This is a genomic window from Caballeronia sp. LZ003 (assembly GCF_031451465.1).
In the GTDB taxonomy this organism is placed as follows: domain Bacteria; phylum Pseudomonadota; class Gammaproteobacteria; order Burkholderiales; family Burkholderiaceae; genus Caballeronia.
In genome coordinates this window covers 1-6837 of sequence record NZ_JARUXJ010000264.1, presented here as the reverse complement: position 1 = coordinate 6837, position 6837 = coordinate 1, and the positions used below count along the sequence as shown (strand labels likewise).

At 57.0% G+C, this 6837-nt stretch carries 4 protein-coding genes and 3 pseudogenes; 5 read left to right on the top strand and 2 right to left on the bottom strand.

Annotation, left to right across the window (positions count from 1 at the left end; all coding sequences use genetic code 11):
- The 5 genes and pseudogenes from QCE79_RS38620 to QCE79_RS38600 all read left to right on the top strand — a co-directional run.
- The coding region (locus QCE79_RS38620) for an ATP-binding protein (RefSeq protein ID WP_309854295.1) at positions 1-1993 on the top strand (1993 nt) is incomplete at its 5' end.
- A gap of 887 nt (positions 1994-2880) precedes the next feature.
- Positions 2881-3090: pseudogene (locus QCE79_RS38615) on the top strand (DUF6723 family protein); the annotation flags it as partial.
- Positions 3091-3708: 618 nt separating this feature from the next.
- Positions 3709-4131 (top strand): DUF2934 domain-containing protein, encoded by a 423-nt coding sequence (locus tag QCE79_RS39700; protein WP_404989512.1) that lies wholly within the window; start codon positions 3709-3711, stop codon positions 4129-4131.
- 579 nt (positions 4132-4710) lie between these two features.
- Positions 4711-5046 (top strand): annotated as a pseudogene (locus QCE79_RS38605) (IS21 family transposase); the annotation flags it as partial.
- Positions 5043-5324: pseudogene (locus QCE79_RS38600) on the top strand (ATP-binding protein); the annotation flags it as partial. The pseudogenes QCE79_RS38605 and QCE79_RS38600, both read left to right, overlap by 4 nt.
- Here QCE79_RS38600 and QCE79_RS38595 read toward each other — a convergent pair.
- On the bottom strand, positions 5244-5513 hold the full coding sequence (locus tag QCE79_RS38595) for a DUF3460 family protein (RefSeq protein WP_309854298.1): 270 nt from the start codon (positions 5511-5513) through the stop codon (positions 5244-5246). The pseudogene QCE79_RS38600 and the gene QCE79_RS38595 overlap by 81 nt on opposite strands.
- A gap of 79 nt (positions 5514-5592) precedes the next feature.
- The gene (locus tag QCE79_RS38590) at positions 5593-6468 is read right to left on the bottom strand and encodes a manganese catalase family protein (RefSeq protein ID WP_309854292.1); all 876 of its coding nucleotides are present in this window, start codon (positions 6466-6468) and stop codon (positions 5593-5595) included.
- Positions 6469-6837: the final 369 nt, after the last annotated feature.

Genomic DNA, 6837 nt, shown 5'->3' with positions numbered 1-6837 from the left:
GCGTTCGGCCAAGGAAGAGCTGGAGACAAGTAAGGAGGAGCTGCAGTCCGCCAACGAGGAGTTGACCACGGTCAACTTCGAATTACGCATGAAGGTTGATGAGGCCGGGCGCAACAACGACGATCTGAGCAATTTGATGGAAGCGTCGGAAATCGCGACGGTCTTTGTTGACTCTGGGATGCGCGTGAAGCGTTTCACCCCGCAGGCGCGCCGCTTGTTTTCTCTCATCCCGTCGGATGTTGGCCGGCCTCTCATGGATGTGACGAACCGGCTGCGTTACGACGAAATCGTGGAAGACGCAACGGCCGCATTTAAACAGTTGGTGCCCATCGAGCGCAGCGTCACGAGCGTCGACGACGAGCACTATCTTGCACGCATTCAGCCGTATCGCACAAGTCAGGACAAGATCGGGGGCGCGGTCCTGACCTTCATCAACGTGACCGAGCTGCGCGCGGCAGAAAACCGCGTTCAGCGCACCGAAGAGCGCCTTCGGGATGCCATCGCGTCAAGCAGAGACTTTGCCGTGTTGAGCACCGACCTGCACGGCGTCATCATGACCTGGAACGAGGGTGCCACAACCATGTTCGGTTACCCTCCGGAGAACATCCTTGGGAAATTAGTCGATGTTCTTTTTACGCCTGAGGACCGCGCACAGGGCGCCCCGGAACAGGAACGCAGCGCTGCGGTGCGAGAAGGCCGCGCCGCTAATGAACGCTGGCATCTTCGCGAGGACGGCACGCGGTTCTTTTGCAGCGGCGTCATGACGCCGTTGAACACCGGCAACGGCGGAGGATTCGTCAAGATTGCCCGGGATGTATCGGATGTAAAGCGCCGGGAGGCACATTACGACGAAGAAATCACGCAGGAACGGCGCTCTAGCGCCCAAGTCAGGGCCGGCTCGGATCTGAAAGATCGCTTTTTGGCCGAAATGGCGCACGAACTGAAGCAACCACTGAATCTCATTCAGGTAAACGCCGAGCTCCTTATCCGTTTGCCGGAAACGCGGCATTCCGCTGCCGTTCAGCGGCTCGGCGGGACCATCATGCGTGCGGTATCCACGCAAGAAACAATCGTCAATGATTTGCTTGATTTCTCCCGGGTCCAGACCGGAAAACTGCGGCTGCATCGGCAACCGACGGATCTTGTGGAGATCGTTCGGCGCTTTAGCGAAGCTATGTCACTGGACGTGGCACGCAAAGAAATCACGCTCGAGGTCCAGACACCTGAGACCGTGGTGTGCGACTGTGATGCCGTGCGAATCGAGCAAGTTGTCTGGAATCTGCTCGGCAATGCAGTGAAATTCACGCCCGCAGGCGGCACCATCCGTGTTTCGGTCGGCGCCGATAAGCGCGACGCGACGCTTGAAGTTACCGACACAGGCATCGGTATCTCGCCCGAGTTCTTGCCTAAGGTCTTCGAGCTTTTTAGCCAGGGTGAGGCGGCCGAATCGGTCGGTCCACGCCGGGCCGGACTGGGCATTGGGCTGGCGCTCGTCAGAGAGCTGGTTCGGGCCCACGGCGGAAGCATTAAAGCGAGCTCGCCCGGCCGGGGTTTGGGCAGGAGCTTTCGCGTAAAGCTGCCGTTGGCCGCCGCCGGACTTCGTCGAACCGACGACTCGCATTCATACGCGTCTTTGCAATACCGCATTCTGCTGGTCGATGACGACGGCGAGAGCTTATCCGCATTCGCGGAGCTGCTTCGCGTCGAAGGAGCGTATGTTGACACGACAACCAGTCCCGAGAAAGGACTGACAATGCTAGAAACGGGAGAATACGACGTGCTGTTATCAGACATCCGGATGACGGAGATGTCGGGGTACGAATTGATCAAGCGGGCACGAAAAATAAAGATTTCAAAGCGCATTCGCGCCTTTGCAGTGAGTGGCGACAGCGGAGAAGGTTGCGTGCGCGAAGCGTTAGCCGCAGGCTTTGATGGTCACATCTCGAAGCCCGTGTCGCTTGAGCGGCTGCGGATGAGCTTGAGAGAGGCTTGACGCAACATCCAAGCCTCTATAGCCACTTTTACCTACAGATCGAACGCGCTGAGCTGTATGTCAACGTAAATGACCAGTACCGACGGATGCTCTTCGAGCCCTTCGCGCAAGCGCTAGAACTCATACCGGGTTACAGCGCCGAACGCCGCTGTTCTCATTGCACGCGAGCGTCTCGCCACAGGCTTTCACCGCGTGTCTCGATGATCTCATGGAGTCGGAAGAGCGCCATTTTTAGACTTCCTTCTTGCGCTAGCCGATTCGCGATTTGCAAAACTCCAGTTTCAAAATTATCGGCGTCGAGGAGGCGCTCCCTTTCAGCAATGAGCGCGATGATGTGGGCATAGATCTGCTCCGGATATCGGCCAACGTGGTGGTCCAAAAATATTCAGCAATACGCTCCAGCGTTCCGAAATGACCTGCAAGGCTTGCGATGTTAACGCTTCCTTAATGGCCTTTACAACGAAACGCGAGTTGTGAATGCTCCGACAATCGTCGTGCCATGAAATGCGGGCCCAACTACGGAGGCCACAAAGCCTTCACTTCTCGCGTCAACGTCAACGTTGGAGCGCGCAACAGCGAGCAATGTTGCAAGTCAATACTCGGACACAGTCAGGAGCTGCCTACTCCAACGCCGTAATGTCGCGGACTCTCTCCACCGGCATGTTATTCCACGTAATCGCGAAGAGGAATTAAGGGGCCTGCCAGAGCGGGCCGACGTCGTTGCTATGATGACGAGCGCCTAGACCTAGGACACTTGTTAATCTTAGGTCCGCGCCTACTGAATGCCAAATAGAATGTGCGTCGTGTCAGCGGCAGTACGATTTATTGTTTAAGAGATGTAGAAATCCTCTAACGTACGTGATACTGAAAAAACCAGCGAAAGCTACTTCGAGGTTCACGCTTCCCACCGCGGATCTTCGTCTGTAGGGTCTTACGGAACTTTGAGGTCGTGCAAAAAAACCGATGGTCGACTGCTTTATCCGTTTCAAGGCGCTGCAGATATTGGGCCGTTCTGTAGCAACGTCGGTGCGGTAGACGAAGCGAAACGACAAAAGCTGGCAATCGATAACGGTGACATGCCGGGGCCCGAGCTTTAGTGTCGCGAGCCATGTCCACGCACGATCTCGATAATGGTGCCTGTTCCGCTTAGCTCCTGCCACAAGGCCGTCCCTTTGGGCAAGCCTAAGTGGATATCGCGGAGCAGTACAGAAGAATGAAAAATAGCCGCTTAGCGTTCATTCGACAGTGTGTTGCGCCTATCGGAAGTGCAGTTCTAACATCGCGGGCCGATGAGGAGCAATCGGTATTCCATTTGGTGGCAAGTTGGCAGTCGTAGGAAAGGCTTAACTTCGGCATCGTGTTTGCTGCGTCGGTTTCCTTTCTCCCTTCTGGAAGCGAATCATGCCTGTTCTGCCGCTGTCTGAACCTCATGCTCGACCGCTACCTGGAACCGACGCGTCGGGGTTAGTCGTTCTCAATGCCAAAGCCATCGGATTTTGGTACAAGAAGAACCGGAGGTTTCACGGCGTCCTAGCTGCAATGGACGTTGGCTTCAACGCCGATAGTGAAAGCATGCTTATGAAGGCACTAGGCGACGCGTTGGATATCTCGCCATTAGGGCACTAACGCAGCAAATCTGATATGGAGGCGCCGGGAGCAATCGCCTAGAGTTTCAACTAGCTAACGCGGGCTGCGGCAGCGTGACGAAAGATGACATGGGCAAGCTTGAATGTGTACGACGGGCCGCCTATGAGCAATCGGAGAATGAAGGACGGCCTGAGAGAAGTGCGGAAGAGAACTGGTATGCCGCACTCCAGATTGTGGCCCGACATCCACTCGTCGATGCGCCGCCTGTCCGTCTGCGCGCGAATAGCTTCTCGGAAGTACTTTCAGAGGGAACGTTTCGATACTGGAAAGACGTTTCGCCTCGCTATCTTTTCGAACGGCGTTGGTACTCTGCAGAAGACACGTGTTCATCGTTGACTTCGAGAGTGAGCCTGCCCGGTCCGCGGATGAGCGGCGCGCGAAAGTCCCACGACTTCGAGACGTGGCTGGGCTGCTCCGCGCCATTGCTCATGCTGCAACGTTTTCTACGCAAGAGCATGACGACCCGACAACGAGCGATCGCGAAGCCCTAGGCTAGACGGTGAAAGCATCCCGTCTCGACGCCGGAAACACTTTTTGCAAAGCTATGCGTCGGCCGCGCCTAGTGATCGGTATCGAAGCAAGTCACGGCTCGCACTGAGGGGCAAGCGCGCAAACTTCCATGATGGCTTGTGCCGATGGCAGGCACATCAGAAGCCGAATGTACGGACGCAGTCTAGACCTTCGAATTGCAACCCGATCTTGCTCATAGGCGGGAGTCCATGTACGGATATAGAGCTGCAACCATCCTGCCGTAGTCGAAACACACGAAAAGCTGTCGCAAAACGGGAGGTGTTCATATAGTTCGAGATGTACCAATATCGACAGGTTCTGGTGCGAATGCGCCAGGGTGACTCCGACCGGGATATCGACCGGTCGAAGATCATGGGCCGTAAAAAGCTGGCAGCCGTGCGGGAGATCGCAACCGAGCGCGGTGGCTTTCTCCGGACAACGCTCTGCCGGATGACGCGCAGCTTGCTACAGCGTTCAGCCACAAGGAGTTCCTGCCCGCGAGCTGTATCTCGTCGGCCGAACCGTGGCGCGAACAGATTGCCCAGTGGCACGACGCGGGCGTTAAGCGAAAGCCCCAGGCGTTCAGGGGGCTCGCGTTTCGCGACGCGCTGTTTCCGCGTGATGCCAATCGCCGGACCTGGGAAGCGCTGGAGGCGCAACTGACGCAACGCCAGGCCTGCAAAACCATCGTGGGCCTGCTTGAACTCGCCGCACATCACGGCGTCGAGGCAGTGCTGGCCGAACGGCTCGATGCACTGCTTGAGGTGGGTGAGCTCCCCGAGCTGAAGCAGTTGCGTGAGGAACTCGCACCGCGCGAGACTATCTGTCCTGAGGTGGTGGTCGAGATGCCATCCGCGGCGGTCTACGACGCACTGCTCAGCGAGGTGGCAGCATGAAGGCTCCCGCGCATGACAACGGCCGTTTGGCCCTGATGCTCAACGAGCTACGTCTGCCAACCATTGGCAGGTTGTGGCCAGAGTTTGCCGAACGTTCGGACAAGGAAGGCTGGCAGGCTTCGCGACTGCTAGGTGCACTGTTCGAGCATGAACTGGCCGAGCGTGCAAACCGGCGTATCGAGCGACATCGCAACGAGTCACATCTGGATCCGACCAAGACGTTTGCCACGTTTGAGTTCGGTTTGCTGCCAATGGTCTCCAAAGCGCATGTGACGGCTCTGGCCACCGGAGAGTCGTGGCTCGAGAAAGGTTTTAGCTCGTCGTCGGCAGGCGGGGGTCGGCGCTGTCATTGGAATTTTATCCCAGAGAAGAGCGCGTCCCTCCCGTTGGTCGTCATCGGTCTTTGATTGCTGCGCCTTATATAGGTTTAGAAACTGTTCGAAGCTCGAAACGTAATTACGGTCCATCTTGACTCTCGCATGGATTAGAACGATCGGGCACGAGACTGAGCGCCTCCGCCCGTCGTCCTCTTTTGGGTGCATCCGATTACAACTGGGTCGCCTGGCCTGCGCCGAGGTCGGCACCGGTCACGGGGTCGCTGGCTGGGTCGGATACTGTCCGAGCGGCCATTGCCTGTAGCACGCCTAAGTCCTCCTCGGCAACCGTGACCGTGGCAAGGCCGTCACCGCCGTCGACTGTCGGCTCAGGACTCTCCACAAACTTCCAGTCGCCGCCCTGGTTCCAAGGGCCCCGGACATCGTCCCCGCTCGACATATTGAAATACACGCTTGTGAATTCGGGCTTGCCGGGCAGCTTGCCTTGCGGGAAATTTGGCTGAATCGAGTGCAACGCTTTTTCGAAAGATTTCTGGTGCGCTATTTCACGCGTCATTAGAAATCCAAGGGCATCCTTGATACCCGGATCGTCTGTCACATTGATGAGACGCTCATACACGATCTTGGCGCGCGCCTCAGCCGCGATATTCGAGCGCAGATCTGCGGTCGGCTCGCTGATTGAGTCGATGTACGCTGCAGTCCACGGATAACCTGCCGAATTGGTCAGCGGTGCACCGCCACCGTATAGCACTTGCGTGACATGGGAGTCATTCCCTGCGCCCGTGAGCGCTCGATACATCTCCGCTTCCTGCTGCACGCCTTCGGCTAGCTGACCCTTAGCTCCCTTGTTCAGCATCGCGACTATCGAGCCGATGATCTCCAGATGGCTGAGTTCTTCCGTGGCGATATCGAACAGCAAGTCTTTGCGACCCGGATCATCTTCGGCTACCGCCTGCGTGAAATACCGCATTGCCGCTGAAAGCTCACCCTGCGGCCCGCCGAACTGTTCAAGTAGAAGGTTCGCGAGGCCCGGATCGGGGGCGCCGACGCGCACGGTGTATTGGAGACGTTTGTTATGAACGAACATAGTCATGCTCCTATGTAGGGATGTTCAAACCGTGATGCTTGGGACCGCGCGTCGACCGATCTCGATAAGTTCTCGTGCACGCCATGCGACGAGGCACTTACCTCAATTTGCAAAGATTGGCGTCGCGGTGCAAGTTGCTGAGCAACGCGTGTGCCCTGAAATAAGAGATTGAATGAAGAGACCTGATACCAGGTCATCAACCGTTCGAGTGGTTTCCGCCCGGACGGGCAGTTCAAATTCCTCCACTTATGGGCGCGTAAATTCCCCCACCCCTGTAATGCAGGACATCGTCGATTTTTAGCCTTCTTTCGTTTTCTGCGCAAGCGCCTCGGCAGCTTCCTTGAGCCTGTAGCTGCGACCATTGAATTC

Bases quoted from the DNA above. Each gene is read 5' to 3' on its own strand.
- QCE79_RS39700 (WP_404989512.1), top strand. From the start codon at position 3,709: ATGGGCAAGCTTGAATGTGTACGACGGGCCGCCTATGAGCAATCGGAG.
- QCE79_RS38595 (WP_309854298.1), bottom strand. From the start codon at position 5,513: ATGGACCGTAATTACGTTTCGAGCTTCGAACAGTTTCTAAACCTATAT.
- QCE79_RS38590 (WP_309854292.1), bottom strand. From the start codon at position 6,468: ATGTTCGTTCATAACAAACGTCTCCAATACACCGTGCGCGTCGGCGCC.